This window comes from Alcanivorax sp. DSM 26293, from assembly GCF_900107995.1.
In the GTDB taxonomy this organism is placed as follows: domain Bacteria; phylum Pseudomonadota; class Gammaproteobacteria; order Pseudomonadales; family Alcanivoracaceae; genus Alcanivorax.
On the sequence record NZ_FNUM01000001.1, the window covers coordinates 13,251 to 34,523 of the forward strand.

A 21,273-nucleotide genomic window follows, 5' to 3' on the forward strand; every position below is an offset into this window, starting at 1 on the left:
AGACTTGCATCGCTTGATTTACCGCCAGCGCGGCCCGGCGCTCTGCGTATCCCGTTCTTTTATATTCTTTCTCCTTTACTGCTAATGTATGAATTTATGCATAAATAAAACTCATTTAGCACATCTTGAACCTCACTATTCTTTATATAAGTACCTTCAAAATAAGAAAAAACATAGCCTGAAACAGACTTAACAATTAGATTCGGCCCCAAACAAGATAACCTTGAAAAATCCTCAAGCACATTTACTGCCTCTTCCTCACTCAACCCTTTGAAAACAAGATCGGGAAAACCCCTAAAGCTTTGATAACTTCTTTGCTCCCATTTTGTCTCAAAAACCCTCTTCCTTCTAACCTCAAAATCATCATCCCAGTCTGGGCAGAAAAAATATAGAACAGTGACCTGAGACACCCCCGAATATCTCCCAACTCCTTTAAAAACCCATATATCAGAAACCCCATAAACACCTTCATCGGCAACTCTCTCAAAGGCTCCACCAGACCGCCACCCTTTAATAGAGATATTATCAACAGAAAACATAGCCCCCCTTTTTTTTGAGAAACCCATCCCCCTTATCAATTCTCCTCGTTTTTTGCATCTAATTAACGAGAAAAAAACATAGCCGGCTACAACCACCACAGTTAAAAAAACAACAACAATCATGGATTCCGACCTTTAACACAGAGGGCATCTATAACAAGGTTAACAAACGCATTTACGATAACGCCAATCAATACAGCAAAAAGTAAACCAACCAAAGTAACCGCAAGCAAAGAAGCTAAAGCGAACAATGCCACTTGAACCACAGAATACAAGAAAACAAAAGCAAGGAAACCTGGAACCCCCATGCATTTATCGAAAAGCGACACCAAACCAAACGCAAACCCTAATACACCTGCCGCACCACCTAAGTATTTACCAATCAACTTCCCAAGATCACCAACCAAATCAAGAAAATCGAGGGCATCAATGATTGTTGCTATATGATCGAGGAATTCGACTATCAGTTCTGCACCATTTTCTCCGCCGCCGATCAAATACCCTCCAGCGCCAGTCTGAGGATCAATCACTATATATCCTGTAGATTGACGTCCAGAGAAGTTAACTGGCCTCTCGTGCGCAGTCACTTCTTTACCCGCATACACCGAATTCCGAATATCGCTCTTTATTTCACTGGATAGCTGCAACTTAGGAAGAGCAACGGACAGGTTATCCTGTGTAATAGTCCAGATCTTTTGCCCCTCGGCCGCCGCAAGCTGAACCGCTTTAACCGCACTAATACCATAAGCCGGCACATCTTCGGTGCTATACATCTGCTCAGGCACTAAGTGCTCCATAGCTGACATTCTCGTGCCTTGAGCACGGTTGAAGCTAACCCAGCGCTGATGATGGTTATCCTTATCAACACGAGTGCTTGTCATGTGGTCCACATCCATGGTCAGGCCTTCCGCCTTCACATCTCTCGGGACACCAAACCAGTACTGCGGTGTCAGGCTGGTTTTGAACAAACCGTAACTCGGGGCGCGGTAGCCTATGCTGTTGGCTTGCTTCTGGGCGATCTGGTCCTGCACGTCGCTCAGGGCGAAGTAACTCAGAATGGTGCTATACAGCAGGTCACCTACCACTTGCTGCTTGGTCAAGCCGGTAAAATCCTCTGATTCCAGTTTTTGCTGGGTGGATTCCAGATCGGTTTGTAGGGCTTGTGCCTGATGCTGGCTGATGCCTTGTAGATTCAGAGCCAAGGCACGATATTCACCCGCTATCGGCTGATTACGTGTGGTACGCCAGCCTCGGCCCGGTTGCCAATAGCCCATTTCCGAGAGCAGTTCTTCGCCCATCGCCATATTGCTGACTGCCGTGGCCGCTATGTCGTCGCCTATGGCGAATTCGCCGGTCAGCGCAATCAGGTAACCCGGCAATGTATCCGGTATGTCATTGGGATCGATTTCACCGTTTTCATCCGGCTCAGGCAGATAGCTGGCCAGAGTCTCCTCATCGTCCGGGGTGGCCGGTTCGAAGGACAGGGACAGCTTCTTGCCGGCAAGGGCCACGGTGGGCTGCTCGATTTTCAATAGCTGGGTGCCTGGCGTCCCATACAGACTGGTGTGGAGTTGATACTGGAATTTCCAGCGCAGGTTGTCCGGTAATTCGGGTGCGACCAGCTTACGGGTCAGCAATTCATAAGGCAGAGTGGTTGCCAGTTGCTCGTGGATGATCTCCTTGATGCTGTGCGTGCCCAGCACGTCGCCCACGGAGGCATCCGGGGCCTGGCTTTCCAGATAACTTTCCAGTTGGGCGCGATAGTCGGTCAGGGACTCTTCCATGGCCTGTTGTGGCACACCCTGCACCCAGCCTTCCTCTTCGTTGATGGTGCTTTGGTCCTGGATAGTCTGCGCCAGGCCTTCCGCATCGAAGAGCACCTGTTCTTCCAAGGCCATCCCCTCGCTGTATTCATACTGCTTGAAGCTCGCATCCATGGGCACCCAGCTATCACCCACCCGGTGTACCGCGCCCCGGCTGGGTTGGTAGTCGATCCAGGCCTCTACCCAGACATGCTCCAGCTTCGTATGGGTGACCTTGCCCCCGGAGACCATTCCAATGTTGGGAATGCCCCCTTGGCCCAAGAGGTTCCCCGCCGCTTCCGGGGTACTCACGTTGCCCACCCAGTTCATCACCTTGTCGGCGGGCATTTGTACGGTACCAAAGGCGTAACGGGCCGGGATGTTGGCGGCGCGCAATAGGGCGATAAGCAGGCTTGCCGTGTCGAAAGCGTTGCCCTTGCCATGTTGCAAGGTGTATTCCGCCCCCTGGATGGAGCCGTAACTGGGGATGAACTCGATGTTATTGCGTACCCACTGGTAGATTTTTACCGGATCATCGTCCAGCTCTTCGGCTTTTGCGCTGATGGCTTCGGAAAGGGGGGCATCGAGCGTTGCAGCCAGGTCATCTTCGGTGGGGCCGCCGGGATTGCCCAGCATATCGGGGGTGATGACATTACTGGCCAGTTGCACTCCCTGCTCAAAAAGAGGAAACCCACTGCGGGCGCTCAGCTCGTCGGCGCTGTCCGCCGGTTTTGGCGTTTGGCTCGGGTCCGGGGTGCTCCAGGGTAGGTTATTGGGATCGAAGGGATCACGGGGCTTGCTGAGTGTGAAGCTGTCCATCCATTTTTTCAGGGAAGCTGCTGCTTCCTGTTGTTCACTGAGGCTTTCCGCGTCGAGCAGGGCTGACAGGCGCGCCTGCATGGCTTCGTAGCGGCTCTGGTATTCCGCCTTTGCCTGCTCATTGCGCTGGCGAACCCGGGCAGGCAGGTTCTTGTTTTTCAGTCTCTGCTCGGTTTTCTGGAATGCCTTGAGCGCTTTCTGATGCAGCTTGTCGGCACGCTTGGCCAGCCAGGCCAGATCACTGGTTTCTTCCAGCGTTAGTTGGCTTAGACCAATGGCCGTCAGCACATTATCCAGTGTGCCCCCTTCTTCCGCCAGGCGACGGTCAATTAGCGCTTTACGGTCGCGGGTCTTGTCGCGCACATGCTTGAGTACTTGGTGCAAGTGCTGGTTCTTGGCCTCCCATTGTGCCTGGCGATGCTGCTCTTTCTGCCGCTCGGTTTCGATGGCCAGGGCCCAGGAAGGCCAGATTACCGCATTGAGGAAGAGCGCCAGAATGCTGATGGCAACGGTTCGGAAGAAGCGGCGTGATTCCCGCAATACTTCGATGGCCGGGGCCTCTTCCAAAGGTTGGCGCTCTACTGTTTCATGAAGCAGACGTTTACCGTAATCCTGATCTGTACTCGTTGTCATTGCTCTTCCCCCTTACTGCCCCAATACGTCCAGAGTGGTCCCCACAGGGCCGTATTCCACCAAGCCTTGATCTGTGCCCACGTCGATTTTCCCCTGCAATCTGATTTCCCCGGGCTGGTCCGGCAGCCTGATCCAGAATTGCCATTGCTGCTCCTGGCCTGCCTCGATATGGAAGGGCCAAAGAAGGCTGCCATCATCCGCCAGGCGGCCTGTACCCGCGTCAACTGCCTCGGTGCCAGACGGCAAGATCAAATTCACCTGACCCGCCACAGGTAGACCCAGGTTGGTCAGCGTTAAGCTCAGCGGGATCACCTTTCCTGCCACGGGAGACAGCGCTTGCGGGTGGATATGATCGAGAGCATGGGTAATCAGACTTGCCTGGGTACTTTCAAGCCCCGCGACAGAGGCTTCCGCCAGGACATCGAACCCCATGTAGACGCCCCGCCCCTGCCCATAGGCATAGTCGGTGGCGGATACGCCCCCTGACGGCAAATAATGCGCCAGCGCGTTGGCACCATTCAGTTGTACGCGCAGCGGTTTACCGTGGAGAGCCAGAGAAAAGCTGTCCTCTCCGGCATGGATGGGCGAATCACCCAGAGCGATCCCCCGAACTTTGGGTAGCTTGCCACGGGCGCTGATACCCAAGGCTGATTCCAGCCGGCCATTACGCTTGTCGTGATACCCGGCATAGAGCAGTCCGGCGCCATCAGCTACGGCATCGACCAGCTCATGTTGTGTACTTTCCGGTATTTTGACCGCTTCATGGAACAAGCCATAAACGGTATAACCACCGGTCTCGAACTCGCGAACGAAGTCGTCCGCCGTGCTGACCAAGGTATAGGACCAACCAGCCTCTTCCAGCAATTGCTGCAAGAAGCGACGCTGAGACAAGGCGGTGGGTGCGCCATCCGGGCCGTAGGGTTCAGCGCTATCCGTCGCCAGTACCTGATCGATGACATAGCTTTCCTGTTGCAACCCGGGATACAGCGACTGGCAGTCTGGCGTCAGCAGCCCACTGTCATGCAAAACGGGATTACCATTCTGCCAATGGGTTGCCACAACCCGGACAGGAGACGACAGCTCTGCCTGGTTGACTGGGGCCAACGTGAAGGCCACATGGCTGGCACCGCTTCGCAGTATCGACACATCGACCTTGGTGCCGGGGTTGTTGTTAAGCACACCAGACTCTTGGCCAATCGATACCGTTTCAGTATCAAGCAGGTCGCCGCCGGCGGAATAGACTTCTAGTAGCACCTGATCTTGAGGAAGCAGCACGACATCAGGCTGGAAATGCAGATCCAACTGACCTACCCCCTGACAAGAGCCTGCTTCCGCCCCATCGACCAGGGCCAACAGGCGCCCCCTACCCTCAAGGGAAAAGGCTGCTGGCAGCTTGTCGGCGATGGAGAAGGTACGAGTGGCCAGGATTCGCTCATTACCCCCCACATGTGTTGTCAGGACAGCTGCATAGGTAGCACCGATGGGGGCCAGGGCAAACCATGACTGACTACTTGCGGCACTCCCCTCAACAGGAAGCTCATCAATGCTGCTTGGCCACTGGGCGACTACTTTTTCTGTTTCAGGATCGACAATGGAGAGGGTTACCGGAACATCCGACATGTCCGCGTTGCCCTCATTACTCACTGTCGTATTGATAGTCAGGTACTCGGATCGAAACACCGGATCCGCATTGATCTGGATATCACCCTGCAACCCTGCGCCATCCATCGCCGTTGAGAGGACTTCGAAGCCGGTTCCCGCTTCTGCCAGCAGGCTTCCCGGCTGATCACGCACCTCCAGGGTCAGGGTATAGTCACCTGGGCTGACGCCATCCAGCTCAATACGGTATTCAATATCATGGAATCCCTGCGGACCGATTTGCGGCAGGTCTGCTTCCTGCTCCCAAACCTTTTCGCCGTCTGGCGCATACAACGCGGTGTGAGCCAGGGCGCCATTTAACTGTGCATTCAATGCCGGATTACTAATGCGGTCCTGGACTGTCACTGTTTCCCCCGGGAAGTAACCGGGCTTATCGGTATGGATGCTGGCTGCGGTTTGCGCCTGATCCGCAGAGACGATCTCGAATGGACTAGCCGCTTCATCAATCTGCAAACCGTTCTGATCAAACAGAGCGATGTGGGCCACATATTCACCGACATAAGCAGACCCTGTGTTCCAGGTAACTGGAGAAAGGGTTTTATGCTCTCCGTCAGACAAATAGATATCACTGAAATAGCGGACATCATTAACCAGATTTCCCGCAGCATCATGGATGGAAATCTGTGCATCTACCACTGAATCGAAACTGCTCAGACTGGTTACCGTCGAGCCTATTTCGACAAGCTGATTCGATGAATAAGCAAACCGATCGGTAGTGATAGATTGTTTGTAGGCAGATGCCAATACCTTAGCGAATTGCGGCTCCAGGTCTCGACGAACTCGGTTGCCGTTTATATCTTCATAGGTAAGCACAATAGATTGGGTTACCAGCCGATCCTCTCCCGGTATGGGATTACGAAGCAGCACGCCGAAATCCAGGGCAGCCTGCTCCCCAGTACCAAAGGTAGGGAAATCCCACTCCACCCGGATTCCATTCTCTTCACTTTCAATGCGGTCAGGCGGCACCTGGAAGCTACCCGAATTTATCTCAATGTCGGTTTTCCCCAGCAGCGCCGACACGGTTACATCGCGGATTTCTGCCTCGATAACCTTCACTTTAACGGGGTGAGGTAGCGCTGCCCTGCCACGATCATCAATGGCAGTGAAGGTAATGATATGTTCTCCCAGCTGGGCCACTGATGGGGTCCAATTCAGTGCAGCCGTTGCCGGATTTCCCGGCGTTGACGTCAAGGTTGCCCCTGCAGGCAACCCCACATGGTCCAGAGACACGACATCTGACGTATCCGGATCCGTTGCTCTCAGATCTAATGAAAAGGGTCTATTGGCTGGCGCCAGAATAGTGGTATTTGCTGGTGGAGTAGGCGGAATAGTGAATTGAGGTGCCGCGTTATCGGCAAAATCTTGTACCTGAATCAGGAAATCGATGGCGGTTGAGCTTTTGGCCTGGCCATCGCTACCAATATCTTCCATTTTCACTTGTAGTGCATACATGCCCAAAGCAGCGCTGGACGGGATTTCCCACCGAACAATCCCCGTTTCAGAATCAATCTGGATTGGGAATGAGCTCCCCCCTGGCAGTGCCCCAATCAAAGACTCCGAACTCGGAGAGAAACTCCAGCGAAGAGGATCCCCTTCATCGCGTGCAGGAACGGAGAATGTGCAAACGTCTCCACGTGGGCAAGTCACAATCGGAGGAAGATTGCTGGAAGGAGGGGTATTCGGCTCTGACAGATCCACTGACGCACGCACCAGGAAACTACTTGCCGGGTTACGCAATCCACCAATCCTGCAACACCCACTCGCACTCATGATCCATGGCTGACCATTTGTGTTAACCGATGCCGGATAGGTTTTTCGAATTGCACTATCGCCCGTCTGGGTTGATTTGCTTACGGCAACCACCCAGTCCTGGGCTGCACTGTAGGCGACAACCTCGAAATATATCGTTCCTAAAGAGGTTCCATCACCAAAATTCAGGCGCGCACCAGGCCGAATAATGTCTCCTATTTGGGGACGACCATCTTGGGCACTTCCCCAAAAATAGCTGCGCCGCCATGCGGTAGTGAATGAAATATCAATCGTATTTTCCGCTATATCAGGCCTTGGCTCCCAAGTCAGATGACCGAAGCGGAAATGAGAGGCCTCCACTCCACGCATCAATATCAGTAGGATTAAACCCACCATAATTCTTACCATGGTTTTAAAAGCGATATTATTCTGTTTCATTGCGCCTCTCCCCTAAGACGAACTTCGACACCCAGATTTGCATCGCCCTCCGGCACAACGACTGAGGGAGACAACCCCTGCTCAATCTCAAGACGAGTACCTGGTGCAACATAAAAAGGCGCCCCCTGGACAGCTTTTGGCTGCACACTTCCACCTACCTGCACGTGGATGGCGTGTTCTCCAGGGTGCTCAAATGTCAAAGGCACAGCATCTAAAACGACACGTTTTTGAGGCTGACCAGGTTCAAGATCAAGAGCCCACTGGCCATTTTGAATAACATTCCCATCAGGAGAGACAAGTTGAAAATCTCCTGACAAAGAGGATGCCATATTGGAGTAATGCAAAGCCTGTACAGAAAAAGCGACATCTTCTGTGGCACCTTGAGTGGTGTATGCAGGCTCTGGCTTGATGATCAGAAGTTCAACGTTTTGCGTTGCCACTACCGAAATCGTTACCTCATGTTCTGCCAACACCGCCCCTTCAGAGGCATCTACGGCTTGAACCACGATGCGATATTCCCCAGGCGGGAATGCATCGGTATTCCAATTGGCGGGCACAATTTCTTGCTGACCAGGCTCCAGTGTAATGAACGCTTCTGTATCACCATGATGGTGATGGCTATGACCATAATGTCCCTCTTCCAGATCAACAGCGGGATACTGTTCAAACAAATCACCATTACTACCAAAAACATTGACATAAAGGCGTACTGTCCTTGGTCTATCTCCCTGATTTCTCAATGTACTTTCAAGAAGTACAGCGTTATAAGCCTGATATTGATTCCTGTCCGTGGTCAGCGCTTCAAATCCAACCCCTTCAACTGATGCTTTTTGCAGGGGAATATCCAGATTGATGTTACCCGGCTCCTGTATCGTCAAATTCATGGCTGCGGATAGGTAACCAGAAAAAGAAGCGCGGATATCAAACTCGGTCACACTGATTCCTTCCAGCCTATAAGCGCCCTCAGCATCGCTAACTGCCTCAACTCCAGCAGCACTAACTTTAGCACCGGATAACGGAGCACCAGACTCACTGTCCTTTACCTTTCCAGAAATCGTCGTCGTTGCACTCTGTTTTCGAAGAGCAACAACGCCCAAATCGTTACCTCCTACTGCCGGAATAAAACCGATCACCGTAGTTTCGTAGCCGGACATAGATAATTGAACTTGAGTTTCTTCCACTTCCAGACCTTCAAGCATGAAGGAACCATTGCTTGAACTTTTTACACTAAGCCCTTTTTCCTCCACTTCTACAGATACGTTTTCCAACCCCTTACCGGTATCAGAATCAACAGCCTTGCCCTGAACAGAAACATCCTGTGGAGGAGGATTTCCTTTCAGATAAAGCACGGGAGAGAAATTAAGGTGGCTTCCAGCCACAACAGAAGCGGTAGCAGTGACCGTCACATAGCCCTCCGAGCTGACCGCTAATTGAATGTCGCCTGGTAAGGAAGATAGAGCGTACAGGCCATTTTCATCCGAAACGGTCTGCCCGGTTGAAGCCCCGGCCAAAGAGACCTGCGCTCCAGGAATTGGGAGCCCCCGCGTATCCCTGATCACTCCGCTAATGAGTCCGCTATCGGGTAGCGGGCTCATTTCAATAGTCCCTACACTCAGATGCTGGCCTGCCCCAACGCGTCCACTCTGACTCACCCCCTGAAACCCACTGGCTTGATAGGACAGGGAGTAATCATCCGGCTCCATATCGGTCAGCCGGAAACGGCCATCTTGGCCACTTTTTGCGCTATAACTACTACCACCCTGAGCAGTGACTACTACGTTTTCTATGGGCTGGCGAGTATTGCTGTCGATGACCTGCCCCTCAATGTTTCCAGCACTGGGGTCAACGGGTTCTGGAGCGGTGGAAACTTGATAAAGGGCGCGCAACGCCAGAGCTGTAGCAAACACATCACCGCCCCAGCTGCCATTCTCTGTCTGACCGACCTTCAGGTTTTCCAAGCCCGCTTGGTAGCGAGTGCTGTCGGTAATGACAGGAATAAGAGCCTGCAATGCCAATGCCGTCTCCACGATGCTTCCCCAGCCATCACTACTCTGATTAGCGAGAAGATATTCACTAGCGGCAGATATCGAGGCCCCGACAGGATATCGGAACCGGTAACGCTGCAAAGCCCGGCTGGTTATAGCCGTTACGTAAGTGCTAGTAAAATTAGGAGTTTCAGACCAGCCGCCATCTGCTTGCTGGTTTGAAAGAAGAAAAGTGATAGCTCGATCAAGCTTGTCAGGCGACACAGAATCTCCTGACGCCCATGCATTAAGCGCTAAGGCAGTATTCAGCACACTCCCATCATGACCCGGATAGCCTCCAACACCGCCGTTATAGGCGATTCGTTCTGACACAATGCCAGAATCGATAGTATCCGTTAGCCCGAATTGCTCAGCCAGAAGATCCATTCTGGAATGGAATTCAGAGTGGGAAGAGAGATCAGGCTGCAACAAGAAGCCTACTCCCGAGTCACGCTGTGTATCGGATAGGCTTTCCAAGTCGCCTAATGCCAATAGTGACTCAATCGTTGCCTGGTATTCAGTCGAACTCGTCTGATCTGTATAGAAGGCGCCATCCTGGCGTTGCTGCTGCTTTAGCCACTCGACTCCTGAAGGAGTGCTTGCCCAAGCTCCAGAAATAAAGAGAAGGCAGAAAGACAGAAAAAGATAGTAAATACTTCCTAATGAAGCGCCCCGCATCCCCATGCAGCCCCCTAGATTATTAGTCTATTAACCAGCAGGGCAGAGGCTAGCAGCTGAGCCTATCCAGAGTAATGGGGAATAGATCAAGAGAGCGTAAGAGATTTCCTACATGCGCTGACCATGAAATCGACACTTATTTCGCAGCTATTAATTATTCATTATTAACTATTAATTACCCCAGGCTGCCCAACTCAAAACGCCGACCATTACTCTCCACAAACAGCTTTCCCTCTTCCTCAAACGCCCAATCCACCAGCTGATAAAACGCAGAACGACCGATCAGGGCTTCCAGGTTTTCCCGTACCAGCAGGTACGGAGACGGCTCGCCGGTTTGCGGGTCGGTTTCCACGCGCAAGGGGTGGTTGTCGCCCGCTACCACATGGCTGCCCACATTGGTGGTGAACACCAGTTTGCTCGTGCCGCCCTCTTCCAGACGTTGTACTTCCACCGCCACGAAGGGGGCATCGTCCACCTTGATACGCAGCTTTTCCACCGGGGTGATCAGGAAGTAGTCATCGCCTTCACGCAGCAGGATGGTGGAAAACAACGCCACCATACGTTCACGCTGGATGGGGGAATTCTGATAGTACCAGGTGCCATCCCGGGCGATGCGCATGTCGATATCCGCATGGCGCTCCGGCTGCCACTGGTGCACCGGCGGCAGGCCGCTTTCATCCTTGTCCGCTTTCTCCAGGAGTGCCAGCAGTTCTTCCGCCTGTTTCATCGCGGCCCCCGTTGGCCCTTGTTGCCCATGCGGATGCCGATCTCGATAAGGAAATCCAGGAAGTCGTCCTTGTCATCGATGAGCTTCTGGTAGAACGGGGATTCCATCAACGCCACCGCCCCATGGGCCAGCGCCCAGGCGGAGCAGATATGATAGATCGGGTCCACATCTTCCAGGGAGCCTTCGGCAATGCGCGCCTTGACGATATCCGTCAGGCGGGCAAAGTTGGCTTCGCGAATGCGATGCAACTTGTCCACCAGCTCCGGCAGGGCATGATCCTTGATCACCTTGTTCTCAAGGCGGTCGAACAACTGGTAGCGCTTGGGGTCACTGATCCGGAAACGGAAATACTCCCGCGCCAGTCTCTCCTTGTCGTCGCCACCGGAAATGCTCTGGAACACCTCAGCCAGATCCTCCTCATAACGGAGCATCAGCAACAGGTAAATCTCGTTCTTGGTCTCGAAGTGCTTGTAGATGGTGCCCTTGCCGATACCGACCCGGTCGGCAATCATTTCCACGGTCACACGGTCTTCGCCCTCTTCCAGAAACAGTTCAAGGGCTGCATCGAGAATCTGTCGCTCCCGTTGACGAAATTCCTGCGCCTTGCGCGTGGCTTTTTCCAGGTCACCCATCAATTTCTCCTTCGAACCCGTCATACCAGACGTAAGGACGGTTTGAGAAACCTCTGATCAGAGGCTCCTAACTCCCGCAATTCTAACGTATTCCCTTTTTATAAACACAGGCTTGTATTGATGGAAATACCACAGGGGTTAGCATAGCGTCATGACACACTCGCCCAGCATGGAGGCATCATGGCTCACCCGGAATTTCCCCACCGTGAAGACCTGCTTTACCTGAACCATGCGGCGGTGGCTCCCTGGCCCACACGTAGCCGCCATGCGGTGGCGGAATTCGCCCGTCAGAACTGTGAGATCGGTGCCCGTGATTACCCCCAGTGGCTGAAAGTGGAGCAACGCCTGCGCGAACGCCTGTCCTGGCTCATTGGCGGCGTCAGCACCGACGAGATCACCCTGTTGAAAAATACCTCCGAGGGTTTATCAGTGATTGCCCAGGGCATTGATTGGCAGGCCGGTGACCAGGTCGTGATCAGCGATCAGGAGTTCCCTTCCAACCGTATTCCCTGGGAAGCGCTGGCGGATCAAGGTGTCGAGGTGGTTTCCGTGGGCCTGGATACGGCCCGGCCGGAACAGGCGGTCATCGATGCGCTGGGGCCCCGGACACGGCTGGTCTCGCTCTCCGCCGTGCAGTATGGCACCGGTCTGCGGATGGACATGGCGCCCATCGGCGCAGCCTGCCGGGAACGGGACATCCTGTTCTGTGTGGATGCCATCCAGATCCTCGGTGCCCTGCCCTTCTCCGCGGAACAGGCAAAGGCAGATTTCGTGGTGGCGGATGGTCACAAGTGGATGCTGGGCCCGGAGGGGCTGGCATTGTTTTATTGCCGCCAGGACGTGCAAGACCGGCTGACCCTGCGCCAGCATGGCTGGCATATGGTGGCCAATGCGGGGAATTACACCACCACCGACTGGCAAGTGGCCAATAATGCCCGCCGTTTCGAATGCGGCAGCCCCAATATGCTGGGGGCCCATGCGCTGGAGGCCTCCCTTTCCCTGCTCGAGGAAGAAGGCATGGCCCAGGTGGCCGCGGCCCTGCAGGACCGGGTGCAGCGACTGATCGACGGACTGGGCGAGCGCGGAGCGACTCTGCTCAGCCCTGCGGAACCGCAGCGGCGGGCCGGCATTGTCACCTTCAGCTTGCCGGAGGAAACGCCGGCAAAGACCTTCCAGCGTCTGCGCCAGGCCGGTGTGGTCTGTGCGGAACGGGGCGGCGGGGTACGATTCTCACCCCATTTCTATACCGACTATTCGGTCATCGACCGGGCCCTGGCCCTGTTGTAAGCTGCTGAGCTTCTTGTCATCCCCGGAGTCACCATGAGTCGACAACTGGCCTTCTACCAATGGATCTGCCGTCGCCTGCAACGGGACGAGCCGTTCAGTGGCCAGCCCAGTGCCGACCTGGACAGCCTGCGTACGGTGATCAAACCCTGTGACGTTCTCCTGGTAGCCGGCCACAGCAACGTTGACCGTACCTTCAAGGTCATCGGTGACAGCCGTTTTGCCCGGGCGGTGCTTTACATCGGTCGGCTTCATGACGTGGCAGACCCGGCCTTGCGCGCGCTGCTGGCGGACTACACCCCCTGCGAACCGGATACCCAGCTGGTGATTGATGCGCGGCTGGAACGGGGGCTGATCGTGGAACCGCTGTCTGCCCTGGAAGGCCGGCAGATCCGCGTCTGCCGGGCCCAGGGACTCAGTGACAATGAGGCACAGGACGTATTGCGCTATGCGATCAGCCGGATCGGCGCCGGTGGCAGCCAGTCCTGGGCGGCATTGGCACTGTTGACCCTGATGCCGTGGCGATGGCTGCCGCTGCGTTGGCGCCTCAATATCTTCCGGCGCTGGGCCGGAGAGCTGGTGCGGGCCCTGACTGGCACCGTGGTCGCCGATGCGTTCAGCTTTGTGCAATTCCCGGTGCTGCCGCTGGTCAAGGAAGATCGCGCCGGCAGCCGCCTGCTGCGGCTTCAGCCCCGGGCCATCACCGCCGCCGATTTCGACCACTCCCCCTACTTCGAGATCATCAAGGCCCCCTTCCAGTTAACGGAAATTCCCAGGGGAATGGATGCCGTGCCCTGGAAAGGCAACCAGGGCGCGCTGGCGCCGGAGCGCCAGCGGCACCTGTCATTGGTAGAACCGACGACCGGCAACCAGGGCTAGCCCCAGCAGCGCCAGCAACGACAGGCTGCCGCCGCCGCCACCGCCACTGTCCGGCGCCGTGCTGGGCGCCGTGCTTGCACTGCGGGCTTGCGCCGGGCGGGTATAGGCCTTGCTATCGCCGGTGGGAAAATCCCCGTTATCGGTCCACACCTGCACAGTCATGGCATCATAGCCCTGGCCCGACAGCACCAGTTGCTGCGCCGCGGACTGGCCCGCAGACAAATCCCCCAGTCCGCACTGAACCGTGCGGCTGCCGCTGCAGTTTTCCGGCAACTGCACGGTCTGCCAACCACTGGGTAATGCAAAACTCACTCTTACCCGGGCAGCACTCTCATGGGTCGCCGCATTGCGAACCTGGGCACTGACGCGCACATGGCCGTCGCTACCCCGGTTGGAGGTCAGGCCAAGCACCACATTGGGCTCGTTGCTGAAGACCAGATTGAACGCTTCACTACGCAGGCTGAAGTAATCGTAGGCATCACTGATCGGACTTACCCGTACCTGATCGGCCCAGCGGCTGGAGGCCTTCAGGGTCATGGCATAGCTGCCGCTGCTCTGCCCCAATGCCAGGAACAGGCTGTTGCGGCAATCGGTATACCCCGTGTAGGTGCGACAGGACAGGCCCGGCACCGATACGGACAGCCCGGGCTTGTGCTCGATACGCAGGCCCACATTGCGTGCATCCGTGCGCGTACTGGTGTTGGCAATGCGCGGGTACAGGGTCACCGAACTGCCCGTGTTGCGGTACTGATCACCGTTGAGGCCCTCGGCCTGCAGGTCCACCAGCCCACCGGAGGTGGTTTCCTCCAGCCAGGGCAAGTAGCGGTCGACACGGGTATAGACCGCGGGCACACCATTGGTGGCACAGGTTTCATGACCATAGCTGGTGACGCCCACCAACCATTGCTGGTCTTCGTTGTGATAAACCAGCGGGCCGCCGCTGTCACCCCGACAGGAATCCTGTTTCTGGCCCTTTGGGTTCATCTCACCGGCGCAGATCTGATTATTGGTCAAGCTACTCCACTGGCTGGCGCAATAGTCCTGCGGCACGAAGTCCAGATCCGCCTTTTGCAGGGTGTCGGTCAGGGCATAGCCATCCGGCGTGGTGGAGCCCCAGCCCAGCACCTCCAGAACCTCATCGTGGCTGCCTGCGGCAAGCCCGGTAACGATATGGGGCTTGGCCATATCCAGCGGTGCAAACCGGCTAGGAGACGCCAACTGGAGCAAGGCCAGATCATTATGGAACTGGGCAGCATTGTAGGCCGGATGCAGCTGCAGATCGGTAACCGCCAGCCGCTCGGGGGTTGCAGCTGTGTTGCGGTTCACGCTGCCCAGGGAAACAAACAGCATGTTTGCCTGCACGTTATCCACACAATGAGCTGCGGTCAGCACCCAGCGGGGGGCAATCAGGGTGCCGCCACACAGTGTCGACGTGTAAGCGGGATTGCCGGACCGGCTGATTTCCACCTCGGCCATCCACGGCCGCACCTGTGTGACATCCTGTCCCCCGACCACCCGGGGCTGGGCATCCAACGCCGATACCGTCTGAACCAGACCTGCCCCCAGCAACAAGGAGGCCATCAAACGATACATAAAATTACCCTCAGTTAGCGTTTCGTTACGTAACCGATACTAACTAAGGAATTTGCCTTATACCTGTGACCTGGTTCTGATATTAGAACGATGGCACCCAGGTGCCAGAAGATCGTTAAAAATGACCACCCAGCCCAGTCATTTTGTGGCTATTTTTGTCGCATTTAGCGACATATCGCGTCATTTTGCATTTATTTTTAATGCACATTTTTATAATGCAAAACGCTTTATATGAATGCAAGCTTTTACAAGTTTCACACCGGATTGTCCGACTGACCCGTCAGTCGGTACGGTCGTCTTGCACGCCTGCGTCATCGTCCTCTTCCGGAGACGGCAGGCTGCGTCGCGCCTTGGCACCCAGATCTTTCAACTGATGGGCCTGACGCAACAGATTACCGTTACCCGTGGTCAGGCGCTTGCGGGTCTGCTCCCAGGAGGAGGTTGCCCTGGCAAGCTTGTCGCCAACGTCGTCCAGGGATTCCGTTACCAGGGACACCTGGTCACAGATTTTTCCGGCGCGGTCGGCAATATCCAGGGCATTACGATTCTGGTATTCGTAACGCCAGATGTTCTGGATAGTCCGCAACGTGACCAGCAAGGTGGTGGGGCTGACCAGGACGATATTGCGGGCAAAGGCATCGGTGTAGAGGCTGGAGTCCTGCTCCATGGCCACCATGAAGGCCCCCTCGATGGGAATGAACAGCAGCACGAAATCCAGGCTGCGAATACCTTCCAGGCCGCTGTAATCCTTGATATCCAGGCCCTTGATATGACTGCGCAGGGACATCAGATGATCTCGCAGGGCCTGTTCCCGCTCTTCGCTGGTGGAGGCTGATGACAATCGCTCATAGGCCACCAGAGAGACCTTGGCATCGATCACCACATCCTTGTTCTCGGGCAGATGAACGATGGCATCGGGGAGACGGCGCTGGCCACTGTCGTCTTTCAGGGTGACCTGGGTTTCATACTCGCGCCCACGGGTCAGCCCGGAGGATTCCAGCACCCGCTCAAGGATCATTTCCCCCCAGTTCCCCTGGGTCTTCACCTGCCCTTTCAAGGCATCGGTCAGGTTACGGGCGTCCTCGTGCATTTGCTGGTTGAGGCTGCGCAACTGGCTCAGTTGTTCAATCAACGAGGCCTGGGCCCGGGTTTCATCGCTGTGGATCTGATCCACCCGGCGGCGGAAGTCTGCCAGCTGCTCACGGAATGGCTTGAGCATGCCGTCCAGGCCCTGCTGCTGTTGCTCCTGCAGCTGTTTGCCACGCTGCTCGAAAATTCGCGCGGACAGGTTTTCGAATTCCTGCTTGAGCTGTTCGCGACTTTTCTCGGCAAAGGTCAGTTTCTCTTCCTGCCCGGCCAACCGTTCTTCCAGTCGCGCCTTGTCCGAGGCCAGCTGCTGCAGACGGGACTCACTGTCCTGCAAACGGCGCTGACTGGTTTCCAGCTGCTCACGCAGCAGTGGCACCTGGGCCAGGGGCTCGGACAGGGCCTGTTTCTGGCTTACCAGTTCCGCTTCCCGGGCAGCACTGCGACGACGCTCCATCAACAGCACCAGCAATGCCGCAAAGACCGCGCCGCCAAGCGCTGCCAGCCCCAGCATCAGATTCGGGTTCATGGTTGCGCCTTGTTGAACAGGGTGAAGAAGTTATCGCGGGTAATCCGCGCCAGTTCGTCCACGGAAATGCCTTTCAGCCCGGCCACACACTCGGCCACCTGGGCCACATAGCGAGGCTCGTTGGGTTTGCCCCTGAACGGTACCGGGGCCAGCCAGGGAGAATCGGTTTCGATCAGCAGCCGCTCCAGCGGCAAGGCTTTGACGGTGTCACGCAGGCTTTCAGCATTGCGAAATGTGATGATCCCCGAGATGGAAATATAGAACCCCAGTTCGATGGCCTGCTGCGCCATGTCCAGGTCTTCGGTAAAGCAATGCAGCACACCGCGCACCTGTCCCTGACCATGCTCTCTCAGCAACGCCAGCGTATCGTCCTTGGCGCCACGGGTATGGATGACCAGTGGCAGCCCCGTCTCCCGGGCCGCCTGAATATGCGCAACGAAATAGCGCTGTTGCCAGTCCCGCTGCTCCTTGGCATAGAAATAATCCAGCCCGGTCTCACCGATCGCCACTACCTTGGGATGGGTCGCCCTCTCCACCAGTTCCTGGACCTGGGGCTCGCGGGATTCCTTGTACAGCGGATGCACACCGACACTGGCGAACACATGGTCGTGCTGCTCGGCCAGTGCCTGCACATCCGGAAAGCTTTCCAGATCCACCCCGATGCACAACATGTGGCTCACGCCGGCCTCGGCGGTGGCGGCCATCATGGCGTCAAAATCCCCGTTATGGGCGTCCAGATTGAGGCGATCCAGGTGGCAGTGGGAATCCACAAAAGCGACGTCAGACATTCAGTGCTCCGGCATGACAAACGCGGGCATTGTAGCGTAGACAGACCCTACGCACGACGCCCGGGGACAGGGGCCTGACGCAAAAAACGGCAATACCCACCGGGAAATTGCCGCTTTTGATCTGCGAGGCGCTTGAATGCGGCTTCAGGCTTTTGCCGCTTTCGACGTCAGAGGTCCGACACCCTACATGGTATGGGTCGGGCGATCAGACTCCAGCGAGCCGGCCAGGTGGTTTTCAATGGTCACCCGGGCCGTGTCGTCCTGATCGGAAAACTGCACGCCGATGCCGGCACTTCGGTTGCCCTGGGCCCCTTTGGGGGTGATCCAGACCACCTTGCCCGCCACCGGGATCTTGTCCGGCTCATCCATGATGTTGAGCAACAGGAAGATTTCCTCGCCCAGCTTGTACTGCTTGTCGGTGGGAATGAACAGGCCGCCATTGGTGATAAAAGGCATGTAAGCGGAATACAGTACTGCCTTGTCCTTGATGGAAAGCGACAGGATGCCGCTGCGGCCGCCGGGCATTTTCATAGGGGGTGCCTCGTATCACATACGGGCTGGAGACAAGCGCGCCAGCAACATGCCACAACCCGTAAGACTTTATTATTAATAGGGTGAAGATTAGTGGGCTGCTGCCGCAGCGTCAACGCCCACCAGCACCAGCAGCCACTGTTCGTAGAGCAGATCCTTGTTGGGGTTGGCCCCGGACATCAACGCCCGCCGACCCTCGAGAACCCGCTGAGCCGCCCGCAGCAGACGGGCCGGTGGCACCGCCCGGGACAATCGGGCCAGCAACGGCGCCAGTGATGGATCCGCGCTTTGCTGCCCGGAGTAGGCCTGATGCAGGCACCGGGACAACCAGCCGTAGATCACCCCGGCCATTTCCGTGGGATCATGCCTGGACAAGATCGGCGAGGCCTGGGCCACGGATTGGCGGCCTTCCGCCACCGACACCAGGACTTCCAGCAAACGTGCCCGGTCGGCAAACCACTCCGACTGCTCCAGGGCCAGGGCCCGCAGGGGCGCACCCTGGGCCGCATCCAGCAACGGGCCAGCACTCTCCCCCACCTGATTCTGCAACCATTCCAGCGCCTGCTCATAAGGCGGCAGCGGCAGGATACGCTGCTGACAGCGGCTGCGAATCGTCGGCAGCAGCAGGGTCGGCTGATCACAGACCAGCAACAGCAAGGTTTGCCCGCCAGGCTCTTCAAGAGTTTTTAACAGGGCATTCTGGGCGTTGCGGTTGAGCGCTTCCGCGGGTGCCACGATTGCTACCCGGTAGCCGCTGTATTGGGCTGTGCGGGTGGCAAACCCGACCAGTTTACGCACCTGATCGATCTTGATGGCCCGGCTGTTGTCTTCCGGGCTGAGCCGGTGCAGGTCCGGGTGCGTGCCAGCGGTGCTCAGTTGGCACCCCTGGCACTGCCCACAGGGCAACCCACCGGCCGGTTTTTCACAGAGCAGCGTCTGCGCCAGAGACTCGGCCAGGCGTAACTTGCCAATCCCCCTGGCACCACTGATCAGCAGCGCATGGGGAAGGCGCCCCTGCTGATGCTGGTCCAGCAGCTGGGCCATGGTGTCCTGATGCCAGGGACAAGGCACCTGGATACGGGCTCGGGTTACTTCCACGTAAGCATTTCCTCCAGCAATGGCTGTAACCGGGTACGGACCTGCTCCAGATCACATGAGGCATCCAGCACCCGAAAGCGGTCCGGTTCGTTGCCAGCCCGCTCCAGATAGCACTGGCGAATCCGTTCGAAAAACGCGCTGTCTTCCTGCTCGATACGATCCAGCGCCGCCCGTTTGCCGGCCCGCGCCATGCCCACCTCCACCGGCACATCAAACAGCAAGGTCATATCCGGTCGGGTATCGCGAACCACCAGCTGCTCCAGGCGGGCTATGGCATCGCGGTTGAGGCCGCGCCCGGCACCCTGGTAGGCCCAGGTGGCATCCACAAAACGGTCGCTCAGTACCCAGTCGCCCCGCTCCAGTGCCGGGCGGATCTTTTCTGCCAGATGCTGGGCCCGGGCGGCAAATACCAGCAGCAACTCGGTGTCATCCGCCATTTTTTCATCCGTTGGCGCCAGCAGCACATGGCGGATGCTTTCCGCCAGCGGGGTGCCGCCCGGCTCGCGGGTGATCAGCACGGTCTTGCCGGCCGCCCGCAACCGTTCCGCAAGCCAGTCCAGATTGCTGCTCTTGCCGGCCCCTTCGCCGCCCTCCAGAGTAATGAAGCGTCCCCTCATTGCGCGCCTCCCGGCGAGGAACGATAGCCTTCCCGGCGGCGCAGTTGATAATCGCGAACCGCCTTCTGGTGCTGGGCCAGGGTTTTCGAGAAGTAATGGCTGCCATCCCCCCGGGCGACAAAATACAGGGATTCGGTTTGCGCCGGCTGTACCGCTGCGAGAATGGCTTCCTGTCCGGGCATGGCGATGGGCGTGGGTGGCAACCCGGAAATCGTATAGGTGTTGTAGGGGGTGGGCCGGCGCAGGTCGGAACGGCGGATGTTGCCGTCGTAGGCCTCGCCCATCCCGTAAATCACCGTGGGGTCGGTCTGCAGACGCATGCCCTTGCGCAAGCGGTTGGTAAAGACACCGGCAATTTCCGGGCGCTCATCGGGCACTCCGGTTTCCTTTTCGATGATGGACGCCAGGATCAGGGCCTCGTAGGGGCTGTCGATGGGCAGGTCGTCGTCTCTCTGTGACCAGGCCTCTTCCAGGAGTGCTTCCTGTCGTTCCAGGGCCCGGCGCAGAAGAGTCAGATCCGAGGTGCCACGGGTATAAAAGTAGGTTTCCGGGGCAAACCAGCCTTCCGGGTGCTGACCCGGACGGCCCAGCTTTTCCATGATCTGGTCATCGGTAAGACTGTCCAGGGTATGCGTCAGGGTATCCTGAGCGGCCAAACGCACACGCAGCTCACGAAAGTTCCAGCCTTCTACCAGAGTCAGACTGCGCTGAATCACTTCACCGCGATCCATTTTTTCCAGCAGGCTGAGCAAGGAGTCACCGGGCTGCAGACGGTACTCCCCCACATGCATACGCCCATCCATGTCGGTCAGGCTGCTGTAAAGCCGTGCCCCCAGACGCCGGAATTCCGCCGGATAGCCGTCGCCCAGCAAACCCTGCTTTTTAAGGCCAAGCAGCACACGACTCAACCCCGCTCCCCGGGGCACCTCCACCACCTCGGGTTCAGACAGCGGCAGAGGTTGATGCAGGTAACTGCTGACCCAGGCCGCCGCCAACGGAATGGCAACCACCAGCAACACCACCAGCAGTCCGAAAATTCGAATTTTTTTACGCATGAGAGAAATTGTAGGGCCTGTGTTGCCGAATGAAATAAATACTTTGCCAAAGTGGTAACGATAGCACTGCGGATAACAGGGAGCTGAGTGGAAAGCCCAGACCATTCAGAGGC

General features: G+C 56.6%; 15 protein-coding genes. 2 read left to right on the forward strand and 13 right to left on the reverse strand.

Annotated elements, in window-relative coordinates:
* Positions 1-59 precede the first annotated feature (59 nt).
* The 6 genes from C4S63_RS17245 to C4S63_RS00070 all read right to left on the reverse strand — a co-directional run bounded on the left by C4S63_RS17245 (position 60) and on the right by C4S63_RS00070 (position 11,700).
* Positions 60-662, reverse strand: a complete 603-nt coding sequence (locus C4S63_RS17245) for a hypothetical protein (protein WP_146063336.1) — start codon at positions 660-662, stop codon at positions 60-62.
* Positions 659-3,793 (reverse strand): transglutaminase family protein, encoded by a 3,135-nt coding sequence (locus tag C4S63_RS00050; RefSeq protein WP_234999892.1) that lies wholly within the window; start codon positions 3,791-3,793, stop codon positions 659-661. Before C4S63_RS00050 ends, C4S63_RS17245 begins: the two co-directional genes overlap by 4 nt.
* 12 nt (positions 3,794-3,805) lie before the next feature.
* Entirely contained in the window at positions 3,806-7,639 is a 3,834-nt protein-coding gene (locus tag C4S63_RS00055) for an Ig domain-containing protein (protein ID WP_146063337.1), read from the reverse strand.
* The gene (locus C4S63_RS00060) at positions 7,636-10,347 is read right to left on the reverse strand and encodes a carboxypeptidase regulatory-like domain-containing protein (RefSeq protein WP_103916331.1); all 2,712 of its coding nucleotides are present in this window, start codon (positions 10,345-10,347) and stop codon (positions 7,636-7,638) included. Before C4S63_RS00060 ends, C4S63_RS00055 begins: the two co-directional genes overlap by 4 nt.
* A 169-nt stretch (positions 10,348-10,516) precedes the next feature.
* Positions 10,517-11,068, reverse strand: coding sequence for a DUF1285 domain-containing protein (locus C4S63_RS00065; protein ID WP_103916332.1), 552 nt, complete (start codon positions 11,066-11,068; stop codon positions 10,517-10,519).
* Positions 11,065-11,700 (reverse strand): TetR/AcrR family transcriptional regulator, encoded by a 636-nt coding sequence (locus C4S63_RS00070; RefSeq protein WP_082810820.1) that lies wholly within the window; start codon positions 11,698-11,700, stop codon positions 11,065-11,067. Before C4S63_RS00070 ends, C4S63_RS00065 begins: the two co-directional genes overlap by 4 nt.
* A 180-nt stretch (positions 11,701-11,880) precedes the next feature.
* Here C4S63_RS00070 and C4S63_RS00075 point away from each other — a divergent pair, with 180 nt between their 5' ends.
* Positions 11,881-12,987 (forward strand): aminotransferase class V-fold PLP-dependent enzyme, encoded by a 1,107-nt coding sequence (locus C4S63_RS00075; RefSeq protein WP_103916333.1) that lies wholly within the window; start codon positions 11,881-11,883, stop codon positions 12,985-12,987.
* A gap of 33 nt (positions 12,988-13,020) precedes the next feature.
* Positions 13,021-13,863: a hypothetical protein gene (locus tag C4S63_RS00080; protein ID WP_063510096.1), complete on the forward strand. Its 843-nt coding sequence runs from the start codon at positions 13,021-13,023 to the stop codon at positions 13,861-13,863.
* Here C4S63_RS00080 and C4S63_RS00085 read toward each other — a convergent pair.
* From C4S63_RS00085 to mltG, 7 genes are all read right to left on the reverse strand, one after another.
* On the reverse strand, positions 13,828-15,456 hold the full coding sequence (locus C4S63_RS00085; protein WP_103916334.1) for a trypsin-like serine protease: 1,629 nt from the start codon (positions 15,454-15,456) through the stop codon (positions 13,828-13,830). The genes C4S63_RS00080 and C4S63_RS00085 overlap by 36 nt on opposite strands.
* A gap of 280 nt (positions 15,457-15,736) precedes the next feature.
* Positions 15,737-17,071, reverse strand: coding sequence for a DNA recombination protein RmuC (gene rmuC, locus C4S63_RS00090; RefSeq protein ID WP_103916335.1), 1,335 nt, complete (start codon positions 17,069-17,071; stop codon positions 15,737-15,739).
* On the reverse strand, positions 17,068-17,859 hold the full coding sequence (locus C4S63_RS00095; RefSeq protein WP_103916336.1) for a TatD family hydrolase: 792 nt from the start codon (positions 17,857-17,859) through the stop codon (positions 17,068-17,070). The genes rmuC and C4S63_RS00095 overlap by 4 nt, the downstream gene beginning before the upstream one ends.
* A 183-nt stretch (positions 17,860-18,042) precedes the next feature.
* Positions 18,043-18,390, reverse strand: a complete 348-nt coding sequence (locus tag C4S63_RS00100; protein WP_062816575.1) for a PilZ domain-containing protein — start codon at positions 18,388-18,390, stop codon at positions 18,043-18,045.
* Positions 18,391-18,480: 90 nt separating this feature from the next.
* Positions 18,481-19,488: a DNA polymerase III subunit delta' gene (locus C4S63_RS00105; protein ID WP_062816574.1), complete on the reverse strand. Its 1,008-nt coding sequence runs from the start codon at positions 19,486-19,488 to the stop codon at positions 18,481-18,483.
* On the reverse strand, positions 19,479-20,105 hold the full coding sequence (gene tmk, locus C4S63_RS00110) for a dTMP kinase (RefSeq protein WP_063510092.1): 627 nt from the start codon (positions 20,103-20,105) through the stop codon (positions 19,479-19,481). Before tmk ends, C4S63_RS00105 begins: the two co-directional genes overlap by 10 nt.
* Complete coding sequence (gene mltG, locus C4S63_RS00115; RefSeq protein WP_062816572.1) at positions 20,102-21,160, reverse strand: endolytic transglycosylase MltG; 1,059 nt, start codon at positions 21,158-21,160, stop codon at positions 20,102-20,104. The genes tmk and mltG overlap by 4 nt, the downstream gene beginning before the upstream one ends.
* Positions 21,161-21,273 lie beyond the last annotated feature (113 nt).